This window comes from Vibrio xiamenensis (assembly GCF_900100015.1).
Classification (GTDB): Bacteria; Pseudomonadota; Gammaproteobacteria; order Enterobacterales; family Vibrionaceae; genus Vibrio; species Vibrio xiamenensis.
The window spans coordinates 1-23,269 of record NZ_FNDD01000048.1 but is presented as its reverse complement, the minus strand read 5'-3'; the positions used below and the strand labels follow the sequence as shown (position 1 = coordinate 23,269).

18 protein-coding genes are annotated in these 23,269 nt (G+C 48.6%); 8 read left to right on the top strand and 10 right to left on the bottom strand.

All coding sequences use genetic code 11. The features are described from left to right. Nucleotides 1–1,772, top strand: a 1,772-nt coding sequence (locus BLS03_RS24045; protein ID WP_093279390.1) for a patatin-like phospholipase family protein, incomplete at its 5' end; no start/stop codon positions are given. 253 nt (nt 1,773–2,025) lie between these two features. Further along, nucleotides 2,026–4,623 (top strand): bifunctional aconitate hydratase 2/2-methylisocitrate dehydratase, encoded by a 2,598-nt coding sequence (gene acnB, locus BLS03_RS24040; protein ID WP_093274620.1) that lies wholly within the window; start codon nt 2,026–2,028, stop codon nt 4,621–4,623. Between the two features lie 82 nt (nt 4,624–4,705). On the opposite strand, the gene BLS03_RS24035 is transcribed toward acnB, so the two are convergent. The 3 genes from BLS03_RS24035 to BLS03_RS24025 all read right to left on the bottom strand — a co-directional run bounded on the left by BLS03_RS24035 (nt 4,706) and on the right by BLS03_RS24025 (nt 8,415). Then, the gene (locus tag BLS03_RS24035) at nt 4,706–5,839 is read right to left on the bottom strand and encodes a glycerate kinase (RefSeq protein WP_093274617.1); all 1,134 of its coding nucleotides are present in this window, start codon (nt 5,837–5,839) and stop codon (nt 4,706–4,708) included. Between the two features lie 23 nt (nt 5,840–5,862). Next, the gene (locus tag BLS03_RS24030) at nt 5,863–7,128 is read right to left on the bottom strand and encodes a GntP family permease (protein WP_093274615.1); all 1,266 of its coding nucleotides are present in this window, start codon (nt 7,126–7,128) and stop codon (nt 5,863–5,865) included. 144 nt (nt 7,129–7,272) lie between these two features. Then, nucleotides 7,273–8,415: a sugar diacid recognition domain-containing protein gene (locus tag BLS03_RS24025; protein ID WP_093274613.1), complete on the bottom strand. Its 1,143-nt coding sequence runs from the start codon at nt 8,413–8,415 to the stop codon at nt 7,273–7,275. Nucleotides 8,416–8,502: 87 nt separating this feature from the next. Between BLS03_RS24025 and BLS03_RS24020 the strand changes: the two genes are divergently transcribed. The 6 genes from BLS03_RS24020 to BLS03_RS23995 all read left to right on the top strand — a co-directional run bounded on the left by BLS03_RS24020 (nt 8,503) and on the right by BLS03_RS23995 (nt 14,558). Next, a complete protein-coding gene (locus tag BLS03_RS24020) occupies nt 8,503–8,871 on the top strand; it encodes a YacL family protein (RefSeq protein ID WP_093274610.1) in 369 nt (122 codons plus the stop codon). 197 nt (nt 8,872–9,068) lie between these two features. Continuing rightward, nucleotides 9,069–9,407: a P-II family nitrogen regulator gene (gene glnK, locus BLS03_RS24015; protein ID WP_093274608.1), complete on the top strand. Its 339-nt coding sequence runs from the start codon at nt 9,069–9,071 to the stop codon at nt 9,405–9,407. Between the two features lie 27 nt (nt 9,408–9,434). Then, entirely contained in the window at nt 9,435–10,664 is a 1,230-nt protein-coding gene (locus tag BLS03_RS24010) for an ammonium transporter (protein ID WP_093274604.1), read from the top strand. A gap of 132 nt (nt 10,665–10,796) precedes the next feature. Continuing rightward, on the top strand, nt 10,797–11,810 hold the full coding sequence (locus BLS03_RS24005) for a Fe(3+) ABC transporter substrate-binding protein (RefSeq protein ID WP_093274599.1): 1,014 nt from the start codon (nt 10,797–10,799) through the stop codon (nt 11,808–11,810). Nucleotides 11,811–11,904: 94 nt separating this feature from the next. Next, nucleotides 11,905–13,530, top strand: coding sequence for an ABC transporter permease (locus BLS03_RS24000; RefSeq protein WP_093279389.1), 1,626 nt, complete (start codon nt 11,905–11,907; stop codon nt 13,528–13,530). Beyond that, nucleotides 13,530–14,558 carry an ABC transporter ATP-binding protein gene (locus tag BLS03_RS23995; protein WP_093279388.1) on the top strand — a complete coding sequence of 343 codons (1,029 nt, stop codon included), beginning with the start codon at nt 13,530–13,532 and terminating at the stop codon, nt 14,556–14,558. The genes BLS03_RS24000 and BLS03_RS23995 overlap by 1 nt, the downstream gene beginning before the upstream one ends. 68 nt (nt 14,559–14,626) lie before the next feature. On the opposite strand, the gene BLS03_RS23990 is transcribed toward BLS03_RS23995, so the two are convergent. The 7 genes from BLS03_RS23990 to BLS03_RS23960 form a co-directional block, all read right to left on the bottom strand. Further along, the gene (locus BLS03_RS23990; RefSeq protein ID WP_093279387.1) at nt 14,627–16,546 is read right to left on the bottom strand and encodes a beta-N-acetylhexosaminidase; all 1,920 of its coding nucleotides are present in this window, start codon (nt 16,544–16,546) and stop codon (nt 14,627–14,629) included. 45 nt (nt 16,547–16,591) lie between these two features. Then, a complete protein-coding gene (locus tag BLS03_RS23985) occupies nt 16,592–18,313 on the bottom strand; it encodes a glycoside hydrolase family 9 protein (protein WP_093273633.1) in 1,722 nt (573 codons plus the stop codon). A gap of 129 nt (nt 18,314–18,442) precedes the next feature. Further along, complete coding sequence (locus BLS03_RS23980) at nt 18,443–19,435, bottom strand: ABC transporter ATP-binding protein (RefSeq protein WP_093273637.1); 993 nt, start codon at nt 19,433–19,435, stop codon at nt 18,443–18,445. Nucleotides 19,436–19,468: 33 nt separating this feature from the next. Continuing rightward, nucleotides 19,469–20,452, bottom strand: a complete 984-nt coding sequence (locus BLS03_RS23975; RefSeq protein WP_093273639.1) for an ABC transporter ATP-binding protein — start codon at nt 20,450–20,452, stop codon at nt 19,469–19,471. A 2-nt stretch (nt 20,453–20,454) separates the two neighbouring features. Further along, complete coding sequence (locus BLS03_RS23970; RefSeq protein WP_093273642.1) at nt 20,455–21,486, bottom strand: ABC transporter permease; 1,032 nt, start codon at nt 21,484–21,486, stop codon at nt 20,455–20,457. Between the two features lie 2 nt (nt 21,487–21,488). Next, nucleotides 21,489–22,475, bottom strand: coding sequence for an ABC transporter permease (locus BLS03_RS23965; protein WP_093273646.1), 987 nt, complete (start codon nt 22,473–22,475; stop codon nt 21,489–21,491). A 167-nt stretch (nt 22,476–22,642) separates the two neighbouring features. After that, a partial coding sequence (locus BLS03_RS23960) for an ABC transporter substrate-binding protein (protein ID WP_245696798.1) occupies nt 22,643–23,269 on the bottom strand: 627 nt, incomplete at its 5' end.

Here is a 23,269-nt window from a genome sequence, read left to right as displayed (position 1 = left end):
CCGATATCGTCAAGCTAGAACCTGTGGTGCTCGACAAAGGAAACCTTATCGATGCGATGATGGCGAGTATGTCGGTGCCAGGCGCTTTGCCGCCATACCACCTTAATGGGCGCTTATTGGTTGATGGCGGCGTGATTAACAATATGCCGGTCGACATTGCGCGTAAAATGGGCGCCGACGTGGTAATCGCTGTTGATATCAGTACCGATTACAAAACCGAAGACGATTTTAAAACCCTGTTTACCGTTGGTGAGCAGTTGTCGAATTATCTGGTGCGTCGCAGCACCAAAGAGCAAGCTGATACTCTGACCGATAGCGATTATCTGATTCGCCCTGAAGTCGGCGATATGGAAACCACCGAATTCCAGAAAATGCCCGAAGCGTATGTGAAAGGCTACGGCGCGGTCATGGCGATGAAAAAGCAGTTGGCCAAGTTAGCGCTGTCGCAAGCGGATTATCAGCGTTATGTGGATCATAAAGAGGAAGTGCGCAAGTCTTTGCACTATGGATCGCAGACCAAAGTCGACAAAGTAGTGATCAACAATAAAACTCACTACAGCGATCGTATTTTGCAGAACAAACTCAACCTTGAAGCTGGCAAGACTTATGATTCCGAAGATCTCGAGCAGCGAGTGCAAGATCTCTACGCACTGGATCGTTTTGAGTTGATTAACTATCGCTACCAAGATATCGATGGTGAAGATACCTTGATCGTCGATGTGAACGAAAAATCTTGGGGGCCAAACTACCTCAATTTTCGTTTCTTCCTTGAAGATGACTTTGATACCGAAAGCCAATATTCATTGGGCATGACACTCAACTTCACGGACTTAAATCAGCATGGCGCCGAATTGCGTACCAACCTTGAAATGGGGACTGATAAGCTGCTTGAAGCGCAGCTGTATTCGCCATTTTTCTCGCATGAAGAGGCGTTTACCACCTTTGGTGTCTCATATTCAGACGAGCAGCGTAGTGCGCCAGTTGATGGCTATGGTGATACCAATTTGCACGCCATTGATAACTTTTTACCGGTCAATTACAAGCGCTGGAGAGCCGAAATCGCGATGGGCTATCAGCCATCATTGTGGCGAGAACTTAAGATTGGTGCGCGTTATACCAACGGAATTGGTAATTTCTCAACTTTGCCAGCTTATGGTGAGATAAACTTTCATAGCATTGGCGCGTTTATTAACTATCGAATTGATTCGCTAGATAATTACAGTTTGCCAACTCACGGTGCATATTTGAACCTCGAGTACGTGGCCTCGCACGATAAGATTAACGACGAGCAACTGCAGTTGGATATCGTGTCGGGCTCTGATACTTCGCATGAGTTTCAGGCCAAATTTATCGGCGCGGTTACCAGTGAGCGGCATACTCTGATGGCGAATACCGATATCGAACTGGTGAGCAATAAAAACCAAACGGTACCGATTGATCCTAAAGAAATTGGTGGTTTTTTAAATTTATCCGGTGTGCCGCGTAATAGCTTGGTTGGTCAAAACAAAGCCTTTACCAGTTTGGTGTATCGTTATCGCTGGTTTGATAATGATTTTGGCTTGTTTACATCGCCGTTTTATCTCGGCGCGTCGTTGGAGTATGGTGGTGTATGGTCTGATCAAGACTTGCATCTCGATGAGTTGCCTTTGTATGTCGCAGGCTCGGTTTTTACCGGCATTGATTCGCCACTTGGGCCGATTATGCTCAGTTATGGTCATACCGAGCAGGGATATAATTCTGTGTACTTGATCTTAGGTACTACCTTTAAATAGTGCACTGGTTCAAGACATAGGATAAAACAGTCATATTCATCAATTTTTGTCCCAAGTTGCTATGTTGGTCAAAATGATGAGATTTTAATTTTTAGTTAAATTTGCTATTCTCCGTTCCACAGTTTGGCCTCTCTGGCGCTGTTTCTCAGTCAAAAATGAGTGATAAAAAGGCGAAAGGGAGCCAAGTTTCCAAGGATGTTCACTCCTCATTTTTAAAAAAATACAGGAGGAACCGCAATGAGAGGAAAAAGTCGTGCTTGAAGCCTACCGTAAACACGTCGCAGAGCGTGCTGCCGAAGGAGTCGTCCCTAAACCACTAGATGCAGAACAAACTGCTGGTCTGGTTGAACTTCTGAAAAATCCCCCTCAAGGTGAAGAAGAATTTATTCTTGACCTACTGGAAAACCGAATCCCACCTGGTGTTGATGAAGCCGCTTACGTAAAAGCTGGTTTTTTAACTGCAGTGGCGAAAGGTGAAGTCGAATCTCCTCTAGTCAGTCGCGAAAAAGCTGCCCAACTGCTTGGTACCATGCAGGGCGGTTACAATATTGAACCTCTAGTTTCTTTGCTTGAAGACGAGCAACTTGCCCCTATCGCAGTGAAAGCGCTGTCTCATACACTATTGATGTTTGATGCTTTCTACGACGTTGAAGAAAAAGCCAAAAATGGCAATGAATATGCTAAAACCATTCTCCAATCTTGGGCAGATGCCGAATGGTTCCTGAAAAAGCCAAAACTGGATGACAAAGTCACTCTGACGGTGTTTAAAGTTACTGGTGAAACCAACACCGATGATCTCTCCCCAGCACCTGATGCATGGTCTCGCCCTGATATTCCAGTGCATGCGTTAGCCATGCTCAAAAACGAGCGTGAAGGCATTGAGCCGGATCAGCCAGGAACCATTGGTCCAATCAAACAAATTGAAGCGCTAAAAGAGAAAGGCCACCAATTGGTTTACGTTGGTGACGTTGTTGGTACCGGTTCATCACGTAAATCGGCAACCAACTCAGTGCTTTGGTTTATGGGCGATGACATTCCATTCGTGCCAAACAAACGCGCTGGTGGTTTTGTCCTTGGCGGCAAAATAGCGCCAATTTTCTACAACACCATGGAAGATGCGGGCGCTTTGCCAATCGAACTTGATGTTTCGAAAATGAACATGGGTGATGTGATTGATGTCTACCCATACCAAGGCAAAGTCTGCGTTCACGGCACCGATGAAGTGTTGGCAGAATTCAAACTGAAAACCGATGTTCTGCTTGATGAAGTGCGTGCCGGTGGCCGTATTCCTCTTATCATCGGTCGTGGTCTGACTGACAAAGCGCGCGAAGCGTTAGGTCTTGCGCCAAGCGATGTGTTCTCTAAACCGGTTCCTGTTGCTGATTCTGGTAAAGGCTTTACCCTGGCTCAGAAAATGGTCGGTAAAGCGTGTGGTGTAGAAGGTATTCGCCCAGGCACTTACTGTGAACCGAAAATGACTACCGTTGGTTCGCAAGATACCACTGGCCCTATGACTCGTGATGAGCTTAAAGATTTAGCGTGTCTTGGCTTCTCGGCCGATCTCGTGATGCAGTCGTTTTGTCATACCTCGGCGTATCCAAAACCAGTTGACGTCAACACTCACCACACTCTGCCTGATTTCATCATGAACCGCGGCGGCGTATCACTGCGCCCAGGTGACGGTATCATTCACTCGTGGCTAAACCGCATGTTGCTACCTGATACTGTCGGTACTGGTGGTGACTCGCATACTCGTTTCCCTCTGGGTATTTCCTTCCCGGCAGGTTCTGGTTTGGTGGCGTTTGCTGCTGCAACCGGTGTGATGCCACTTGATATGCCTGAATCTGTGTTGGTTCGTTTTAAAGGTAAGATGAAACCGGGTATCACGCTACGTGATTTGGTACACGCGATCCCTTACTACGGCATTAAGCAAGGTCTGTTAACGGTTGAGAAAGCCGGTAAGATCAACGAATTCTCTGGTCGCGTACTAGAAATCGAAGGTCTTGAGCACTTAACTGTTGAGCAAGCGTTTGAGCTTTCTGATGCATCGGCTGAGCGCTCTGCTGCTGGCTGTACCGTGAAACTGTCGAAAGAGTCGATTTCTGAATACCTAAACTCTAACATCACCATGCTTAAGTGGATGATCTCTGAAGGTTATGGCGATCGCCGTACCATCGAGCGCCGCGTGACAGCAATGGAAGAGTGGCTGGCGAATCCAGAATTGATGTCAGCAGACAAAGACGCGGAATACGCGCACGTTATCGAAATTGATTTGGCGGAAATTGATGAGCCAATTCTTTGTGCGCCAAACGATCCAGATGACGCTCGTTTGTTGTCGGATGTTCAAGGTACTGCGATTGATGAAGTGTTCATCGGTTCATGTATGACCAACATCGGCCACTTCCGCGCTGCCGGTAAGTTGCTTGATAAGTACAATGGTCAGCTTGAAACTCGTCTTTGGGTGGCTCCGCCAACTAAGATGGATAAAGACCAGCTGATTGAAGAAGGCTACTACGGCATCTTTGGTCGTGCAGGGGTACGTATTGAAACACCAGGATGTTCACTGTGTATGGGTAACCAAGCACGTGTGGCTGAGAAGTCGACGGTCATGTCTACTTCAACGCGTAACTTCCCGAACCGTTTAGGTAATGGTGCGAACGTATTCTTGGCCTCAGCAGAGCTTTCTGCGGTGGGTGCGATTCTTGGTCGTATTCCGACTAAAGAAGAGTACTTGCAATACGCAGAGCAAATTGATGCAACGGCTGCAGATACTTACCGTTACTTGAACTTCCACTTGATGGGTAATTACGTTGAGAAAGCGCAACAGGTGATTTTCCAAGAGCCTGCGTAATACGCAATCGCTTAACGCGTAATAAAAGAAAAGCCGCTCGGTACTGCTGAGCGGCTTTTTTCGTTGTGGAGATTTAAATTTTTTAAGCGTGAATTTGATATAACGCTGCGACGTTGCGTGCAGTGAGCTCGATATTCACCGCCGCTTCTTTGAGCGCAGTTTCTAAGCTCACCGAGCTGTTGACCACAGCAAACACTGCGTCAATACCGTGCTCGTGGACGACGCCACAATCGTTGGTCAGGCAGCCAGAAATACCAATCACAGGTAGTGCATGGTTTTTAGCTTTGCGCGCCACGCCAATCGGGGTTTTACCGTGAATGGTTTGGCTATCGATTCGCCCTTCGCCAGTGATCACTAAATCCGCGTCGGCGATAACATCATCAAAGCTGACCGCATCCATCACAATTTCAATTCCAGGGCGCAACTTGGCACCAAGGAGTGCGACAAACGCTGCGCCAATACCGCCAGCTGCACCAGCGCCCGGCAGATGCTCAACTTGTTGGTCTAAGTCTGATGTCAGCACTTTGGCAAAGTGCGCCAAGTTGGCGTCCAATTGCTTAACCATCTCAGGTGTTGCGCCTTTTTGCGGGCCGAACACGTGTGATGCGCCTTTAGGGCCGCACAACGGGTTGTCGACGTCACAGGCGATTTCTAAACTCACATCAGCAAGGCGAGGATCTAAACCAGAGACATCAATGTGGGCCAATTTGCTAAGCTCACCGCCGCCAGCACCGAGTTGCTCGCCGTTTTCATCAAGCATTTTGATGCCCAAAGCTTGCGCCATGCCAAGGCCAGCATCATTGGTGGCGCTGCCGCCAATTCCCATGATGATGTGCTTAACGCCGCGATCGAGAACGGCTTTGATCAATTCACCAGTGCCAAAGCTGCTGGTGATAAGCGGGTTTCTTTGCTCACTTGGCACCAAGTGCAAACCTGATGCCGCCGCCATTTCGATTACCGCGGTTTCGCCATCGCCAAGCAAACCGAAGAAGCCATCAACTTGGTTACCCAGTGGGGCCGTGACTGGCACTGCAATGATAGAGCCGGAAGTGGCATCGACCAAAGATTGCACCGTACCTTCTCCACCATCAGCCATTGGCAGTTTGATGTATTGTGCGTTAGGCAGCACTTGGCGAAAGCCTTTCTCTATCGCCTGGGCAACTTCCATCGCTGTAAGACTCTCTTTAAACGAGTCTGGCGCAATGACAATTTTCATAATTTGTTTCTCCTAAAGTCCCGCTAGACGAAAAAGCCGAATACGCCGAATATCATTACGGATACGAAAGCAATCATCAAACCAACCGCGGATTCGTACGGGATCAATTTAAGACGTTCACGAATGTCCATGTGTACCGCACCGCCAGTGGCGTGGAAGAAACTCCCGTGTGGCATATGGTCAAGAACGGTCGCGCCTGAGTGAATCATTGCCGCGCCAGCAAGGGCTGGAACGCCAAGTTCAAGAATGGTGTGGCTAAATACGTTTGAGGCGACCGCAGTACCTGCAGTGGTCGACGCTGTTGCCAAAGACATCATTGCACCAGAAATTGGCGCGAGAAGATAGGAAGGCAAGCCAGAAGCGGTAAGCACATCAATTAATCCACCTTTCAGACCTGAGTGAGCGATGATGCCCGCTAAGGTACCTGTGCCTAAAAGCATCACAGCAACAGGCGCCATGCGGCTTAAACCGGAAACTGCAAAGTGGTTGGTGTCACGAAAACGTCCCATCACTAAGGCACCGACGAGGCCACCTAGTGGCAGGGCAATTAGCGGGTCAACATTGAAGTTGGCAATCGGACGCAGGGCAAGTAAGGCAATCGCAATCAAAGGCGCCACAATGGCAGCACCAAAACCGGGCAACTGGCTGTGATCAACCGAAACCACTTCGTGCTCAGCGACTTTAGAACCACGGTTCACCAGTTTTTTGGCAATAAAATACGCAAATACTAGCCCGCACAAGCCTGGAATAATGCCGGCTGCCATTACTGAGGTTAGGGGAACATGGAAGGCGTCTGCTGCGGCAATCGCATTTGGGTTTGGTGACATGACGTTACCCGCTTTACCACCACCGATCATCGCCAGCAAAATCGCCATTTTTGATAGGTCTGCGCGGCGCGCAATCGCAAGGGCAATTGGCGATACGGTGATCACGGCAACGTCTACAAACACGCCGACCGCAGTTAGAATCATTGTCGCTAAAGCCAGCGCTAACAAAGCGCGGGTTTCGCCCACCTTTTTAACAATGGTTTCAGCAATCGAGGTCGCTGCACCAGATTCAATCAATACGCCTGCGAGCACGCCTGCAGCCAAGATACGCAGTACAGCAGTGACAATACCTTGCGCGCCGCCAATCATTAATCCGACGGTTTCAGTGAGTGAGACACCGCCAATGACACCGCCAACCAGAGCACCGAGAATCATGCCATATGCTGGTGGGACTTTTTTCAAAATCAGTACGATAGCTACGACTAATGCCGCTAATGCACCTAATGTAGAGACTTCAACCATGTTCCAATTCCATAATATTAGTGGGTGTTTTTATGCACTGGTTACTATATGGAAAGTGCATGATTGCATCTTTGTTATATTGAACAAAAAAATACCACCGCAAAGCTGAGTTTATTGTGCAGTTGAACAACACTTGGCATTTGGTTAGTAGAAATTACTGGCTAAATATAACAAGGTTTTTTCATCTAACTTATTGAAACTTAGAGAGGTTATGGTTTCTATTTGTTCAAGACGGTAGCGCAGGGTATTACGGTGAATATGCAGCAACGCACTAGTTTGATGCAAGTCGCAATTTTGTGAAAAATATACGCATAAGGTTTTTAGCAGCACGCCTTTTTTGTCGTGTTGGTGCAGTTTTTCCATCGGCTTACGCAGCAGATCCGATTGCCATGAATGGTAACGAATACCACTTAATAGCACCGGTAACTTGTAGTCTTGATAGAAGAACATACTGCCGGAGTGATTGACGGTATGTTTGAGAGTTAATTTAGCGGTTTCAAAGGATTGCGATAACCCGGATAGTGAAGGGAAATACTCCCCAAGAGCAATTTTTATCGAAAATTGCGGCTCTTGCTTGACCCGTTTTAGCAGTTGCTGAGTGCGCTTTGCTTCGCTCTGCCACGACCAGCCTTGAGCCGTCAACGTGATCGGTTTTAATACCACCACTTCATTGGCGGACACCGACAAAATACCCACTAAGTTGTCTCTTTCGGGGTATTCAAGCAAATGTACAGTGCGTTGCAGGTGCTCCAAGGTCACCACATGCCCCTTTTTGGGGAAAACCTTAACCACGGCCGCGATACGGGGCTGGCTAAGGTCGAGATTGAGGCGCTGAGCAATCGAATTTAGCTGGTCTTCGTTGAGCGACGATCCTTTGATCAACTGAAGTAGTAGTTCTTCTCTATGGCGCTTATTCCACTGAATCTTGGACATCATATCGGCTTGTTCGACGATAAGCTCTGCGGTCATTTTGACCAGCTCACCATAATAACGCACTTCATTGGGTTCGCCAGAAATACCAACCACACCAATGGGTTGGTTCTGATAATGAATCGGTAAGTTGATGCCAGGTTTGACGCCTTTGAGATTCTCTGCGGTGGCGATATCAATGTCCACAACACGGTTATCATTGAGCGCCAGAATCGCGCCTTCGTGCTGCTGGTACAAGCGGTTGGGATCGCCCGAACCGATGATCCTGCCTTTCTCATCCATCACATTTATGGAGTAGTGGATAATTTTCATTGCGCGCTCGACGATCTGTCTGGCGATCACTTCGTTTAACTGCATGATTTGTGTGTGGAGTGTGCGGGCCGAATCAAGGATAATAACAGGGATAAATAATCACGCTATAGCGATCAGTCAATTGGAATCACCATGGACTATGAATTTAAGAAGAACACCTTAGACGGTAGTTATTATTGTGCTTTTTCGATGGGGCACGAAGTTCTCGGCAGATGGCTGCAAGAAGAGATCAATAAAGATCGCGTTAAGCTCAATGAGGTTTTTGATTTAATTGAAAAAGCCAAGCGTGCGCCAGGGCAATCTTTTTGCTTAATTGGAACCGAGATCAGCCTATTTATTTTGCATGATGAAGTCGAAATCAAGCAAAACGCCATGGATGGGAATGATGATGAACTTATTGATGAGGATTTTTCTATCTATGAGAGCGAAAGCATTAGTTTGTGTGGATTGCATGATTTTGAATTGATGCTGAATGAGTGGCACCGTTTCGTATTCGGTTAATTATCGGTGCACTGAATTGGTGAGTAGTAAAATATACGCATTATTTTAGGGAAAGGCTTGCACAATATTTGTGCAAGCCTTTTTGCTATTTGACGTGATATTTATTTATTTTCATATTTATCAATGAGTTAAAAAGTTGGCACAACACTTGTTTTGTTTATTTACCTGAAAAGGATGACTGCTTCAGAGAGGATGCAATGAAACTCATTAACGCCATAATCAAACCGTTTAAATTGGACGATGTTCGCGAAGCACTAGCTGATGTGGGCATCGAAGGTATGACTGTATCAGAAGTGAAAGGCTTCGGACGTCAAAAGGGCCACACCGAGCTTTATCGTGGTGCAGAGTACCAGGTGGATTTTCTACCAAAAGTTAAGTTAGAGATCGCGACTCAAGCTGAGAATGTAGACCGAGTTATTGAAGCCATTACTAAAGCCGCGCACACCGGCAAAATCGGTGATGGTAAAATCTTCGTTTACGATCTGAGCCATGCGGTTCGTATCCGTACTGGTGAAATGGATACAGAAGCGCTGTAAAAGAATAATAAGGATTGGAGTAATACTATGGAAATCGCAACAACAGTAACGGAGTTACGTTACGCACTTGACACCTTCTACTTCCTCATTTCCGGTGCGTTGGTTATGTGGATGGCGGCAGGTTTTGCCATGCTTGAAGCGGGCCTTGTCCGTTCAAAGAACACCACTGAAATTCTAACCAAGAACTTCGTTCTTTATGCAATCGCTTGTACTATGTACTTGGTTGTGGGCTACCACATCATGTACGTAGATAACGCAGAAGGTGGCTGGCTTCCTTCATTTGGTGCACTAATCGGCACTCAAAGTGAAGGCGCAGATCACTCTCTAGAATCTGACTTCTTCTTCCAAGTAGTGTTCGTTGCAACGGCAATGTCTGTTGTTTCTGGTGCAGTTGCTGAGCGTATGAAACTGTGGGCATTCCTAGTTTTCTCTGTGGTACTGACTGGTTTTATCTACCCAATGGAAGGTTACTGGACTTGGGGCGGCGGTTTCCTATCTGCAGCTGGTTTCAGCGACTTCGCAGGTTCTGGTATCGTACACATGGCGGGTGCAGCAGCAGCACTAGCTGGCGTGCTTCTACTTGGTGCACGTAAAGGCAAATACGGTAAGAACGGTGAGATTTTCCCAATCCCAGGTTCAAACATGCCTCTAGCAACCCTTGGTACCTTCATCCTATGGTTCGGTTGGTTTGGTTTCAACGGCGGTTCTCAATTGATGGTTTCTGACTTCGAGAACGCAACGGCAGTAGGTCAAATCTTCCTAAACACTAACGCAGCAGCAGCAGCAGGTTCTATCGCAGCACTTCTCGTGTGTAAAACCACTTGGGGTAAAGCAGACCTAACTATGATCCTTAACGGTGCGTTGGCAGGTCTTGTTGCTATCACAGCAGATCCTCTATCACCAAGCCCACTATACTCTGTTGCTATCGGCGCAGTAGCGGGTGCGATTGTAGTATTTGCAATCATCGGTCTTGATAAACTTAAAATCGACGATCCAGTGGGCGCAATCTCAGTTCACGGTGTATGTGGTTTCTTCGGCCTAATGGTTGTGCCACTAAGCAACGGCGATGCATCTTTCGGTTCTCAGCTTCTAGGTGCTGTAGTTATCTTCGCCTGGGTATTCATTGCAAGCCTGATCGTTTGGGGCATTCTGAAAGCAACTATGGGTATCCGCGTCTCTGAAGATGAAGAGATGGAAGGTATGGATATGCATGACTGTGGTGTTGGTGCTTACCCAGAGTTCGTTACTGTTAAATAATCGTTGATTTACAAAACGAAACGAAAAACCTGCCCTCGTGGCAGGTTTTTTTTTGTTAGCAGATTGTTTCGTCTTGCTGGGCTATTATAATCTTGTTGCTGATAATGATTATTAATTGTAAAGGACTGATTGATGAACAAGCTTTTTCCACTTTCTGCACTGGCCTGTAGCTTATTTAGCGCGTCAAGTTTTGCCGCACAAGAAGTGAATGTCTACTCTTACCGCCAACCATTTTTGGTCGAGCCGATGCTGGATGAATTCAGTCGTGAAACCGGTATTCGCGTCAACGTCAAATTCGCTAAAACCGGTATCGCGGAAAAGCTAGTTCAAGAGGGGGAATACAGTCCCGCTGATGTACTGTTGACCGTCGACATTGCTCGTCTTTCCGAACTGACCGATAAAGGCGTGGTACAGCCAGTAAATAGCGATATTTTAGAAGCCAATATTCCAAGCCAGTATCAAGATACCGATAACGAATGGTTTGGTCTTACTACGCGTACCCGCTCTGTCTACTCCTCTAAAGAACGCGTTGGTAAACTTGGTCAAGACTTCGACTATCTTGATTTAGCCAAGCCTGGATTCAAAGGTAAAATCTGTACGCGCAGCGGCAAGCATCCTTATAATATTTCGCTGATTTCTGCGATGATTGCGCATCATGGTGAAGCGGCAACCAAGCAGTGGCTTGAAGGCGTTAAAGCCAATCTGGCACGTAAACCTCAAGGTAACGATCGCGGCCAAGTAAAGGCGATCAAAGAAGGTTTGTGTGATGTGTCACTGGGCAACAGCTACTACTTAGGCAAGATGATGACGGATAAAGATCAGCAAGCGTGGGCTGAATCGGTTTACATCAATTTCCCGAATCAAAACAGCACCGGAACTCACGTTAACATTTCCGGCATGGCGATGGCCAAATATGCGCCAAATCGCGAAAATGCTTTGAAATTAATGGAATTTTTATCCAGCGATAAAGCACAGAGTATGTATGCAGAAATCAACTTTGAGTACCCGGTTAAGCAAGGCGTGAAGCGTTCAGAATTGGTTGCGTCTTGGGGCGACTTTAAAGCGGATACTCTATCACTGGATGAAATCGCAGCTCACCATGAAACTGCGATTAAACTTCTTGATGAAGTTCAATTTGATCTGTAATTGTTAAGCGCTTAAAACTCTTGCGCGGCAAACCAAGACACGCGAAGCCCAGTAAGTTAACTTACTGGGCTTATGCTTTGTAAATTAGGACATCATGAAAGATAACAACTTTATTTGGCAAACTGGCAGTGGAGTGCTTGCCGTACTGTTGGTATTGCCGATTGTGGCCATTTTTTACACCGCAGTGGGCGAAACAGATGAACTGTTTGCGCATCTTATGTCGACAGTGATGCCCACCTACACCTTTAATACCATTGCACTCACTGGCGGTGTCATGCTGCTGACCTTAGTGTTTGGTATTCCCAGCGCATGGTTAATGGCGATGTGCCGTTTGCCGGGCGAGCGCATTCTGCAATGGGCGTTAGTTCTGCCGTTAGCAATGCCTGGTTATATCGTCGGCTATATCTTTACCGATTGGTTTGATTTTGCTGGGCCGATTCAAGTTTGGCTGCGCGATGTCACCGGTTGGCAGGCCAAACAGTATTGGTTTCCTGACATTCGCACTCTGACTGGCGCGGCAATCGTTCTAGCGCTGGTGCTTTACCCTTATGTTTACTTACTGTGCCGCGCCGCTTTCATGGAGCAAAATGTGTCGCTGCTGCAATCCGCGCGCCTATTAAAATGCACCCCTTGGCAAAGTTTTCGCCGTGTCTCGTTGCCCTTAGTTCGTCCGGCGATCGCCGTCAGCTTATCGCTGGTGGCGATGGAAACCATCGGAGATTTTGGCACCGTGAGTTATTTCGCGGTGAATACGCTCACCACTGCGGTTTACGATACGTGGCTTGGCTATTCAAGCCTTACCGCGGCGGCGAAGATTTCAGCCATTATGTTGGTGTTTATCTTGTTGCTACTCAGCGCTGAGCGTTATAGCCGCCGCAAGCAAAAGCTGTTTCAAAACCAATTTACCAGCCGCGAGGATTTTCGTTATCTACTCAAAGGTTGGCAAAAAGTCGCGGCGCTGATTTGGTGTTGGGGGCTGGTGGCGGTTGCATTTTTATTGCCTGTTGGGCAATTGCTTATCTACGCGATCAATTATTTTGCCACAAGCTGGACGGCAGAGTTTCGCGAGTTCGCACTCAATAGCTTATATGTGTCTTTATCGGCGGCGCTGGTGAGTGTGGTGGTGGCGCTGGTGGTGAATTTTTGTCAGCGCGTGCAACCCAATAAATTGAGCTTAGGCAATATGCGTTTGGCGTCGATGGGCTATGCCGTGCCCGGCACTGTGTTAGCGATTGGTATTATGGTGCCTGTGCTCGCGCTGGATCATACCATCAATGACATCGCCAAATGGCTGGAATGGCAAAGGCCGGGGCTGATTTTTTCTGGCACTATGATGGCGCTGATTTTTGCTATGGTGGTGCGTTTCTCGGCGGTTGCGATTGGCAGTGTGGAAAGCAGCTTAAGTAAGTTGTCTCCCTCGCTTGATATGGCGTCGCGCACTATGGGTTGTACGCCTAACTCAATGCTGCGCCGCGTGCATTTGCCGCTAGTAAAACGCGGCGCACTGATTGCTGGGCTGCTGGTGTTTATTGAGTCGATGAAAGAGCTCAATGCGTCACTGCTGCTACGGCCATTTAATTTTGAAACTCTGGCTACCTATGTTTACAACTTCGCCTCCGATGAGCAACTGGAGCTTGCCGCACTGCCTGCGGTGCTTTTGGTGTTGGTTGGTTTGGTACCGTTAGTTTTGGTTAACCGTTCTTTGGAGCATGCCCACTGATGAATAGCGCATTGTCGATCAACCATTTGAGTTGCAAATACGATCAGCAAGTCATTCTCGAATCCTTGTCATTGAAAGTTGAACAAGGCGAAATCGTGTGTTTGCTTGGTGCGAGTGGCTGCGGAAAAACCACGCTGCTCAAAGCGATAGCGGGCTTATTGCCATTAAGCTCAGGCAGCATCAGTTTACGTCAACAAACGCTTGATGATGGCCGCGATTGGCTGCCACCGGAGCAGCGCAATATCGGCATGATTTTTCAAGATTATGCGCTGTTTCCTCATTTGACTGTGGCGGAAAATATCGCCTTTGGCCTCACGAAACTCAGTAGTGCTGAGCGAGACGCTAAAGTCCAAGAAATGCTGAATTTGGTGCATTTGCAGGACTTTGCAAAACGGTACCCGCACCAGCTCTCTGGTGGTCAGCAGCAGCGTGTTGCCATTGCTCGTTCGCTGGCTTACAAACCGGATCTTTTGTTACTTGATGAACCGTTTTCTAATATCGATACCCAAGTGCGTCATGAATTGATTGGGGAGATACGCCGCTTGTTTAAGCAGCAAGGCGTGACCGCGATTTTTGTTACCCACAGCCGCGAAGAAGCGTTTGCATTTGCTGATCGCATGGCCGTGATGAATCACGGTGTAATTGAACAATATGGCACTGCCAGCGAGCTTTACTATCACCCTTCAAGTAAATTCGTGGCCGATTTCCTTGGCGGTGGCAGCTATTTACCGGCCAAGCGAGTATCGGAACATGAATACCAAACGGAGTTAGGTACGATTGCAGCTAAAGCGCAGCAACCGATAGATCTTAACCAGAGCTGTGAGTTGTTACTCAGGCCGCAACATTTGCAGTTGCAAGCGGTGGAAGACAGTGCGATTCGGGTGATGGAACAGCAGTTTATGGGAGACCACTGTCGCTACGTTATTCATGCCTGCGGCAGCGAATTATTAGCCAGTTCCAACCAGCCGCTGACGGTGGGGCAAGCGGTTGAAGTGACGTTGCAGCCGCAAGGTGTGTTGGCATTCTAATGTGTGTTTAGGCGCTTAGCTCGCGGTGTAAAGTCGCGAGCTAACCGTTAATGCTGCAATAATTAGTTTTATTGCCAAGGCGCTCGATATGCGATGCCCTGCTGATCAAGATGCGGTAGATGGGCTTTTAGGCGTGCCAAATAATCTTGCCAGTCGCGCTGCGATTTATTGGTCCAGCACGCTTCGGCAATCGCGGTTAAGCGCGGGTAGAGCATGTAATCCAGCTGCTGCTGATTGGCCACCAACTCGCACCATAGCGCACATTGAATGCCCAGAATTCGTTTGCGAATCGGGTCGTCATCGGTCAATTCAGCCAAGGGTTCATAGTGGTAGCACTTCTCAAGTGGCAGTACATTCGCCCAGCTTACCCCCGGCTCGTCAGGCGTAAAATCTTGGCTCATATCCAAATAGGTTGATTGACCCGGCTGCAAAATAACATCAAAGCCTTGTTTGGCACACTTAAGCGCCGCGTCTTCACTGAGCCAAGAATAGATCACCGTATCCTTGCTGACCTTGTCTCCATGTTGCGCTTCTTCCCATCCGACCATGCGTTTGCCCAATGCTTTAAGTTTGGTTTCTACGTAGCGCAGCAAGTGACCTTGCAACTCACTTGGCTGCTCGTAACCGTGCTTAGCCATTAATTCAGCGCACGCTTGGCTATCGCTCCACACTCCTTTTGGCACTTCATCAGCACCAATGTGTATCCACGGCGCGGGAAACAGTGCCGCCACTTCTTGTAACACGGTATCAAGAAACTGGTAAGTGCCGGGCAGCGCCGGAGACAGCACGTTATCGGTGTAATGCTGTACGCTACGATAACGAGAGTGATCGCTTGGATCTTTTAACAGCTCAGGCAATGAAAAAATAGCGGCCCGTGAGTGACCGGGAATATCGATTTCTGGAATCACACTGATACCACGCGCATCGGCATAAGCGATGACGTCTTTGATCTGCTCTTGGGTATAGAAGCCTTGGTAAATGTCATTGATATGGCTAAATTGCGGCTTCAGTTCACAGCCATGGCCGCGCTTAGCGCCGATTTGGGTCAGCTCAGGAAACGCTTTGATCTCGATTCGCCACGCTTCGTCATCAGTGAGGTGCCAATGGAAAGTATTGAATTTATAACGTGCCAGTTGGTTGATAAGGCGTTTAACTTGAGCCACAGAGTGAAAATGGCGCGCGCAATCTAGCATCATGCCGCGATACTGAAAACGCGGCTGATCGCGAATCACCACGCACGGTGCAAATAACGGTTTAGCGTTGTCTGGAGAGTGTGTAAGCAGTTGCAGCAGCGTGGCACTGGCGTGAATAAACCCACAACGTTCGCGCGCTTCGATGGTGATATCGCACGTGGTGACTTTTAAACGGTACTCGCTAGCGTTGAAACTTGGGTTGAGCTTAAAGTGAATGCTGTGCTCGCCGTGTTCAGTGCTTGGCTGGCAGCTAAATTGGTTTGCAAGTTCTGCGCTAAGCCAATCGATGGCATTGGCGGCAAGTGGCGTATGACATTGCAGATGCACTTTGTTTAAGGCGAGCTCTCCCTCATAGCGCTCAAGATGATTTGGCATCGGCAGCAAGGCGAATTCGCTTTGCTCAACATTGGGCAATCGCGTTTTTTGACTGTATGGTGCGGCAAGTGCGATGGGAGTAATCACTACCTCAAAACGTTCACCTGCCGAGGTCACCAGCGCTGCATCTTTGAAGCCATCAGTATAAAAGCGAATTGGCATCGATTGAGCAAACAGTTCGCAGTAGAAATGACCATTGTCGGCCAGCAGAGGCTGATGCGGGGTCAAACGGCAAAAACTGCCAATTTGCTCGATGTCGGCGTTTTGAAGACTGCTTGGCTCAATATAACGGTCATAGAGAAATTCGAGCGACCAGTGGTGCAGCGCGTGGTCATTCAGATTATGCAGCGCCAGAGCAAGACGACATCCAGGTTTAGCGTCGGTTTCGGAAAGAACGGTCAGGTCGAGGCGATAATTCATGGTGCTTCCTATCAGATAATGGAGTGTTGTCGTAATAGCGTTCGCTTAAGCGACGTTCGTCGAATGGTAATGATGTGAGTGATGGCTTACCGCGAGTAAAAACCACGCCGCATGAGGAATCCATTGTTCCCCCCAGCGCCAGTTTTGCAGTAGATCGTTAGCATAAGGTTCGGGATTAAAAGCAATGCTGTGCGGGTCGGAAAACCCAGCGGTAATGCCATTACAGATCCCGCCTTTGGCGTTGCAAAAACCAAGCTCGGGTAAATAATTCGGGTTGTTGCGTCCGTGGCCGTCTAACATGCAAATATCAAACGGATTCAGGCCTAATATCCAGTTCAGCGCTTGCTGCGCATAACCGGCGAGTTGGGAAGTAAGTTTTTTATCGTCAATCACTTGCGCCGATTGATAGGCAAAGCATGCCAGTGAGCTAAGGCGCGCATTTTCACCTTGCCACCAATAGCCAGTTTCATTGTGCTGGGCGATAAAAAACGCGCTGCGTTTGGGGCCATCGAGGTCTTTTACGTACTGGCGTGGATAGCCAAATGGATTACTGACCTCAGCACTTATCGCCAGTTCAAACTGCGCTGCTTGAGTGATGGTTTTAACTATTTCTGTGCGGCGCTCGGCATCGGTTTCAATACGAACGTATTCACACAACGCAATGCCAGGCAGCCCAGCTTCAGCAGCATGAAAGTAGGGACGCGAGCCATCGTGATTGGCCGCCCAAAAATGGCGTATATGGCTGTCGCTTTGTTGGCGCGCAGCTAAGCGCTGGGCGAATTGACGGCTGCGGTCGAGATACTCAAGTTTCTGGCAGCTTTTATACAGCTCAACACTGGCAAGCAGGGCGCAGTAATCATCGATGATGTTTTCGATGCCATCGTCAAGATAGGCCGTATTGTGCTCAAGTAAATGTTGGTAGCCACGCTCGGCGGCGTCCAAATATTGCTGAGGGGAGTATTCACCGCCTTCACTTCCACGCGCCGCCCGAGCAAGTGCGGCTATGCTCACACCGCCACCTTGGCGAAATCCGGCTTGATAAGCTGCGGATTTAATGCCTTGCTGAGTAGCATACGCGCACACTTCGCGTTGCTCTGTCTGTTTGCTCCATTGGTCAAACACCGTCATATAGAAGAAGCCTTGCGGCGCTTGCATTCGCACTAAAAAGTCGGCGCCATGCAGTGCTTCTTCATTTAGGCGCCTGAGTAAAAACGGCGCAAACTGGTCATTTTCATTCACCAGTTCGGCGCTTTTGAATAGATTCCACACCAGCATCGGAATTTGTTGAGGGTTAAAATAGTTGGCGTAAGAGAGATGACTTAAGTACTTACTCACATCGCCTGAGGCGTCATACCATCCGCCGCGTGCGTCAATTCGTTGCTGTGAATCATAGAGTTTGATTTGCCGATCATGGCGTTCAAATTCACCACTGCAACGCTGCGATTTAAAGTAGTGCAGCAGATCGGAAAAGGTCGTCGTGAGCATGTTTTGATCTTTGATATCAAAAACTTGTGAGTGGGTCTTCGCATGAGCAAGATAAAACTGCCCGCTTTGCGTCAAGTGGGAAAAATCAATGCGATGGAAGTAACCGCGCTGCCAATTTGCCACGTCTGGCTGAGCAACCGCGTTTAGGCTTGCTAACACTTCGCCGTTATCGGCATTGACCAAACGCACTTTTGTATCGTCAAGTTGTGGCTGCTTGGTCACCAGAATCGCATGCTTTGGCGCTTGAGGTTCATAGCCTAGATGATTGATCAGTAACTGCATGCTTGTCTCCGCAGCCAAAATTGTTCAATTCAAAGCGGCACTGCATGCCGGATTGAGGTAATAACGCGCCATTTCAACCAAAGCAGGGCAGTGCGCTGGGGGGAAATGGCGGAGTAACGGTGCTTAGTGTTATTGGTACAAGTAACAGCGCACAAAATGGTTGTCGGCCAATTTGGTGACCTCGGGAAGCTGCTGCTGACATTGCTCGCTAGCGTGCTCACAGCGACCCGCAAATGGGCAGCCGACTGAGCTTGGCGTCCAGAGTGGAATCTCACCTTTGTTGCCTTTCAGTTTGGTATGAATCGATTTACTCGGATCCGGCACCGCTGAAACCAGCAATTGAGTGTAAGGGTGCTGAGGATCGTGAATGATTTGCTCAGTATCGCCCCATTCCACCATATGGCCGACGTACATCACCGCAAGATCTTCGGCGATGTAGCGTGCGGTGGCGATGTCATGCGTGATATAAAGCAGCGACATCTGCCGCTCAAACTTCATCTCTTCCATCAAATTCAGCACGCCGGCGCGAATCGATACGTCGAGCATCGAGGTGGGTTCGTCAGCCAATACCACTTCGGCACCGACGGCAATATTGCGCGCTAAATTGACCCGTTGTCTTTGCCCGCCTGATAGTTGGTGGGGGAATTTTTCGGCGGTTTCTTTAGGCGGAATCAGCCCCACTTGTTCAAGCAGTTCATGCACGCGCTCTTGCAGCTCTTTCTTGTTACCGCGTGCGACCTTATTGTGGATCAGCAGCGGCCGCGCAATATGATGAAAAATATTGTGAGTGGGATTAAGCGAACCAAACGGATCTTGCCAAACCATCTGAATGCCTTGACGGTAATTGATCAGATCTTTTTTGCCACGAATGGTTTCGATATCGCGGCCTTTGTATTCAATCGCACCGCCGCTCGGCGCGTACATTTTGGCGATCATTTTCGCTGTGGTGGATTTACCCGAACCCGATTCACCGACCACCGACAAGCCACGGCTTTTGTACATTTTGAATGACACATCATTGATCGCGCGCATCATAGGTTGATTGAGCGAATGGCTATTGATCGGAAAGTCTTTGACCAGATTCTTTCCTTCGATCAGTAACTCACCGTATTGATTACTCATAAAAAACTCCAAAATTCAGTTTGTTATCCGCGATTACAACTTACTGTGCACGATAGGTTCGCCATACAGATGGCAATTGGAAAAGCGCCCTTGCTCGATTTGACGTAGCTGCGTTGGGGTTTGAGTACAGGTTTCATGCACCCGTTCACAGCGAGCTTGAAAGCGACATCCAGTTGGAATGTCGAGTAAATTTAACGGGTTACCGGGAATGCCCGTCAGCTTGGTTTTCGGCCCCGTTAACGGTGGAAAAGAGCTACCCAAGCCTTTGGTGTAAGGGTGATAAGGGCTTTGTAGAATCTGCTTGGATGGTGCGACTTCGATCAGTTCACCGGAATACATGATGCCGATCCGGTCAGAAAACTCGACCATCAGCGACAGATCGTGAGTGATGAATAGGATCGAAAAGCCAAACTCTTGTTTTAGCGCGTAGATCTTTTGCAAGATTTCGCGTTGAACTACCACATCCAGAGCAGTGGTCGGTTCATCCATAATGATCATTTTGGGGTTAAGCGCTAGCGCGATGGCGATCACTAAGCGTTGGCGCATGCCGCCAGAGAATTGGTGCGGGTAATCGTTTAAACGGCTCGGATGAATATCGACGATCTCAAGCAAGCCTTCGGCGCGATTTTTCGCTTGAGCGCGAGTCATATTGGTGTGGCGCATGATCACATCGCAAAACTGCTCTTCCATGGTCAACACCGGATTAAGCGCATTCATGGCACTTTGAAATACCATCGACATTTGACTCCAGCGAAACGCCTGCATTTGGCTTTCGCTGTAACGGAGTATGTCTTCACCATTAAAAATCACCTCGCCGCTGGTGATGAATGCTGGTGGCTTGTGTAAACGCATCAGCGAAAACGCCACGGTAGACTTACCGCAACCAGACTCGCCAGCGAGACCAAAGATTTCACCAGGCGCGATATCAAAACTCACGTCGCTGCAGGCGCGTACGTCGCCTGCGTCGGTTATGTAGTCCACGCACAAGTTGCGGATTGAAATGAGAGCGTCCGTCATGGTTATTTGTCCCCGCTAATAATGGCATTGTGAGTAGTGATGGCTGGTTCGACTTGGCGCTTGCTTTGCTGCTGGGCGGTGAGCTTTTTCCAGCGCTTCATACCTTTTTGCGCGCGCAGTTGAGGGTTGGCAATTTCATCTACGGCAAAGTTAAGCAGCGCCAAGCCAGTGACCAGCAGCGTGAGTGCGATACAAGGTGCAAGCAGTTCCCACCAGGCGCCGATCAGCATTGAAGAGGAGGTTTGCACGTTGTAGAGCATGATGCCCCAGCTGATGGTATTGGGGTCCCCAAGCCCTAGGAACGAGATGATCGATTCCATGGTGATGGCGTACATCACCGAGCCGATAAAGCTGGCGCCAACAATCGGAATGAGGTTAGGTAGAATTTCAACGAAAATGATTCGAAACGAGGTTTCGCCAAGCACTTCAGCGGCTTTGACAAACTCTTTTTCGCGCAGCGCCAGCGTCTGTGAGCGCACCACGCGCGCGCCCCAAGCCCATGAGGTGCAACCGATGATAATGGCGATGGTCAGCGGCCCCGCTTCGCCGATAAACGCGGCGAGGACAAACAGCAAAGGGTATTGCGGAATCACCAGCATGATGTTCATCGCGGCGGTAAGAAAATCATCGATACGCCCGCCAAAATAGCCCGCAGAAATACCGATGACGGTTGCGAGAAAACACACGGTGATTCCTGCGCCAAAGCCAACCGCCAGCGACACGCGTGCGCCGTGGGCGAGTTGTGACCACACATCGCGTCCCATACGCGTAGTGCCCAGAATATGATCTTGTTTTTTCGATAGCGCTAGCGTTCGGCGATCGTCAGCTAAGTGGGTCGCCACCCAACCATTTGGGTTGGTTTTGGCCGCGTGAGTTATCCAACTTGGGTATTCGTGTGGATTGCCAGTGCGTTTATCCGGTGCGTGCTTGGTCAATAATGGCGCGGCTAAGGCGACAAAAATGAACAGCCCGACGATGATAGAGCCTGCACGCGCAACCTTATTACGCATTATGAGTTGAAATAGAGCTTGCATGATTATTTGCCTCCTTTGCGCAGACGCGGGTCAAGCACGACATACAGCATGTCGGCGAGCAAATTGAACGACAGCATAAACAGCGTCATGATCAGCAACTGACCTTGCAGCACTTGGTAGTCGCGTGCGTTGATGGCGTTTAGCAGCACTGTGCCAAGGCCTGGGTAGTTAAAGATGATCTCGACAATTAACTGACCGCCAATCGCCATCCCAAGTGACATCGATAGCGCCGTGACGCTCGGCAGCAGCGCATTGCGCGCCGCGTAATTAAATACCACTCGGTTTTCGCTCAGACCTTTGCCTTTTGCCATGGTGATGTAATCTTCTGCCAGCAAGTTGATCATGTTGTTACGCATATTGACCAGAAACCCGCCGATCTGAACCACCGAGGCGCACACCAGTGGCAGCACTGCGTGGTAGCCAACATCTTTAATAAATGCCCAGCTGGTCCAATCCGGCGTGGTGCCTGGTGTGTAGGCGTACCCGGTTGGGAACCATTTGAGACCGATAGCGAATACAAACAGTGCCAGCATTGCGATGACCACTTGCGGTACCGCTTGCAGTATCAGCGTGCCAGGCGTGATAAAGGTGTCGTATTTACTGCCTCGTTTCCAAGCCGCGAAAATGCCGAGAATCGAGCCAAGCGAGAAGGATAAAATCACCGCACTGCCCGCTAAAAACAGCGACCAACCAAACGCACTACCCAGCAGCGTATTCACCGACAGCGGATAGAATTGAATTGAGGTGCCGAGTTGCCAGCTAAGAATGTTTTTCATATAGGCGATGTATTGGGTAACCAAACCGCCATCAACAAAGCCCAATAACTCTTTCATTGCCGCAATGCGTTCCGGCGTGACCTGAACCGATGCGTTAGCAAACATCATGGTCACCGGATCGCCGGGCATTGCACGTGGAATAACAAAATTAAGCGTCGCAGCCACGATAAGTGCGACCAAATAAAACGACAGACGTCTAAAAAAATAACCCATAACTTACACCTTAAACTCACCCAGATATTGTTGGTTCTGGCTTGAGGTCACTTCAAAATTGCCAAATTCAAAGTGAGCGTCCCCCTAGCGTTGTGCGCTATACCTTAAATAGTTGAAATTGAGGGATAAGTTGCGGCGCGTAGGCCACGCCGCAACGATTTACGTCGTTACTGAACTGGTTTCAAATCCAGCACTTGCAGTAGACGCTCAGGAATGCCTGCCCAGATGTTCGGACGGCCTTTTGGATTTTCTTCGTTCCACCAACCGGTAAAGCGTGTGGTGTTGTATTGGAACATGTAAGCGCCCGACATCACTGGAATCGTCACTTGATCCTGAGCGATGATTTGCTGAATACCGTGGGCTATATCCATTTGCTCTTTTTTATCAGCCGTTTTGTAGAAGCTGTTGAGCAAGCCATCTAACTTATTGTTTTTGTAGAAGTGCATCGCGAAACGCGGCATACCTTCACCAGCTTGCAACGCTGAGTTATAGGCGCTGTTCCAGTAGGTGTATGGGTCTGCACCGTGGAAGTAGTTGGTGTAAGCCACATCATAACTGCCTTCCATCATTGCTTGGTTGTACACCGAGAAATCTGGCGTACGCGCTTTGGCTTTAATTCCAGCTTCTGCCAATTGCTCAACCGCCAGTTGCACTGTGTTGTTAAAGTCAGTCCAACCGTTTGGTGATTGAATCAGAAGCTCAAACGATTTACCTGATGGTGTTTCAACAAAGCCATCGCCATTGACGTCTTTAAAGCCCGCTTTTTTAAGCAGCGCTTTTGAGCCGTCAAGATT